The organism is Anaeroplasma sp. (assembly GCF_034179385.1).
Classification (GTDB): Bacteria; Bacillota_I; Bacilli_A; order Acholeplasmatales; family Anaeroplasmataceae; genus Anaeroplasma.
Window position 1 is genome coordinate 1 of the sequence record NZ_JAXFPY010000130.1, and the last position, 2,265, is coordinate 2,265.

Annotated in this window: 3 protein-coding genes; all 3 read left to right on the forward strand. The window is 26.8% G+C overall.

All coding sequences use genetic code 11. From position 1 onward, the window contains the following. On the forward strand, positions 1 to 229 hold a 229-nt coding region (locus SPJ17_RS08745; RefSeq protein WP_321094838.1), incomplete at its 5' end, for a hypothetical protein. A 48-nt stretch (positions 230 to 277) separates the two neighbouring features. Then, positions 278 to 1,003, forward strand: coding sequence for a hypothetical protein (locus SPJ17_RS08750; RefSeq protein ID WP_321094840.1), 726 nt, complete (start codon positions 278 to 280; stop codon positions 1,001 to 1,003). Continuing rightward, complete coding sequence (locus SPJ17_RS08755; RefSeq protein ID WP_321094842.1) at positions 1,003 to 1,890, forward strand: WYL domain-containing protein; 888 nt, start codon at positions 1,003 to 1,005, stop codon at positions 1,888 to 1,890. Before SPJ17_RS08750 ends, SPJ17_RS08755 begins: the two co-directional genes overlap by 1 nt. Positions 1,891 to 2,265 lie beyond the last annotated feature (375 nt).

Genomic DNA, 2,265 nt, shown 5'->3' on the forward strand with positions numbered 1-2,265 from the left:
AGTATATGATTTTGATAAACCATCATTGCTTGCAACGATATTTAAATCTAGAGTAAATACATTTATGAATGATTATATTAAATCATTAAAGCTTAATATATCCTTTGATTATGATTTTAAATATATGCAAAACATTTATGAAAAAATTCCTGACGATGCTAAAGCATTTGCATCAAACAAGCTAGTAAAAGATATATTAAATGTTTATTTTAAACATAATTGTAACTAGAATTGGAATAAATATATGTTATACTAATATAAAGGAAGGTGATAAAACATGAACGAACTAATTAGAAAGTTTGGAAGTAAAACAAGTCTTTATTATAAGAAGGATAGTATTGTTGGATGTAATTCAAAAGAAGATAATACGGATGATAATGCTAGAATTATATTAGCTGGACTTTCCAACAATTTAAAACTTGAACAACCGGTGTCTTTAGATAAAGCAACATATAATCCTGGAATACGAAATGTTGGAATTGGTAAAGGTGTTAATGTAGAACACAAAAAAAGTATTCAACAATGTAAAACATATTCTGAGTATTTTGCAACACCATCAAAAGGAAAAGGTGAGTCCAAGCAAGAAGAAAAAAAGATGGTTCATTGCATGAAACATATAGGAACTATTGATAAAGTAAAGATTGTAGATTATGAAATTCCTTTATGTAATCGAGGAACAGCCTTAGGAAAAGGAGCAATTGATTTGGCATTCGAATATGACAGGGAGTTTTATATTGTCGAAACTAAAAAAATCAACAGTAAGGAATCCTTGTTAAGGTGCGTTTTAGAAATAGAAACCTATTATGAAACTTTGAATAAAAATTTTGATAAGTATTCAAAAAAAGTTAAAAAAGGAATTTTAGTTGATAAGAGTTCTTTACCATATATACATTATTTTGATGGTAACCATCAGAATGTTGTAGAATTGATGAAATATTATGAGATTGATCTGTTTGAATTGTCTTATGTTGACAATCAGTTCTATATAAAGAAGGTAAACTAATGTCCCACATCGCCAGAGAATTAAAAATGCTATTCTATTTGAATAGCCATAGGAATCGATATGTTAAGATTGATGAATTAGCTGACTTACTTGAGGTTACCCCACGCCAGGTAAGGCGCTATAGAGAGGATCTAGACCAAAATGGGTATAGTGTTGAACAACTCACTGGTCCTACAGGCGGCTACAGGCTAATTGATTCCTTAGATAAATCCTTAATGATTCCAGATAATATAATGCTTGCACTTACTATATCTGGTAAGAATAATGAATCATTACTTAAAACATTACATGACTTACCAGTAGTACCTAATATAAATAGAAATGTAGATGGAGATAATTATATATCTGACCATGATATAGAAGTCTTATCTATTATAAGTACAGCAATTAAGGAAAATAAAAGAATAAGATTTGATTATAATATTTATGATGGTAGAACTATAGATGTAGAGCCATATAAGATATATTATACGCATCATACATATTATCTAAGAGGCTATAGCTTATTTAAGCAAGTCTTAAGAAAATATGATATAGATAAAATATCGAATATTAAGCTAACTGATTCATTTACACCAAATGAATCATTAACAAAACAAACTGGTGAAGAATTATTAATATATGGTATATTTGATGAAACTGAAGAAACTATAGAACTAAAATTAAAATATTTTAATGATAGAGATGCATCTATGATTGATAGATATTTTGAATTTAAGGGTACTCTAGATAAAGAAAATAAAATATATACAGTGAAAACAAAGAATAATGCTGAACCATTTTATATCATATTTGCACTTCACAATAAGGTGGAAATCATAAATGATGATGTAAAGCGTCATTATATAAATTATTTAAAGAATTATGTAAATAAATTAGAAGATTAACCACCTTCTTTTTATTGTGGCTTATTATGTCCACAATAATGAGTAAACTACTATTGGAGGATATAAATATGGATTATTCAAAAAGAGAATTAGTTAAGCATAAAATACCAAATTGTAGATTAGCATTTTAATATGAAACTAATAATAAATAATATTATCAAAATAAATGAAGAAAGTCCTTCAAATAATTTGACTATATTTTAGTCATTTTAAATGAAGAAGGAAAGGTATCAAAGACACCTGTTGATTTAAATCATTGAACTAAAGGTAATATTAAATTTAGCCAAAGCTATGGAGGATTAAAAATATGAGTAAAGAATTAACAAAAGAAGAATTTTTATCTAGATTAGAAAATAAGACATGTAGATATTTATA